Source organism: Nitratidesulfovibrio sp. 1201_IL3209, assembly GCF_036763125.1.
Classification (GTDB): Bacteria; Desulfobacterota; Desulfovibrionia; order Desulfovibrionales; family Desulfovibrionaceae; genus Cupidesulfovibrio.
Map to the genome: position 1 here is coordinate 1 of NZ_JBAIYT010000079.1, position 598 is coordinate 598.

The 598-nt window shown below is 52.7% G+C and carries 1 protein-coding gene; it reads left to right on the forward strand.

What is annotated here, in order from left to right; all coding sequences use genetic code 11:
* On the forward strand, positions 1-594 hold a 594-nt coding region (locus V6B97_RS17120), incomplete at its 5' end, for an IS1595 family transposase (RefSeq protein WP_333507713.1).
* Positions 595-598: the final 4 nt, after the last annotated feature.

Here is a 598-nt window from a genome sequence, read left to right on the forward strand (position 1 = left end):
GCCTTGCTCCTGAAGCTCAACCGGAAGACCGTGAATAGGTACTTTCTGGCCTTCAGGACGCTGATTTACGCTCACCAGGCATCCCAAAAGGAGAAAATCCTGGGGGTTGTCGAGGTTGATGAAAGCTTTTTCGGCCCCGCCAGGGTCAGAGGCCGCCCTGGCCCCAGAAAACGAGGAAGGGGCACGCTCAAGCAGCCAGTGTTTGGAATCTACGAGCGAAACGGAGCCGTATATACCGAACTGGTGCCGGACTGCTCGGCCAAGTCACTACAAGCAGTCATCCGGGGAAAGGTTGCCCTTGAAAGTGTCGTGCACTCCGATGGTTGGCGAGGATACGAGGGCTTGGTTGATGTCGGTTATGACAAGCACTTTCGCGTCAACAAGGCCAAGCACTTCGCCGAGAATAACGTTCATATTAATGGGATAGAGGCTTTCTGGAGTTTCACCAAGCGCCGTCTCACAAAATTCAATGGGGTGAAGAGGAACTTCGAATTACACCTCAAAGAATGTGAATGGCGCTACAACAAGCCCCTGCCCCAACTCATTGCCGAAATGAAACGGCTGGTAGCAAAAAACAAAGACCTGATGGTCTAGAGCC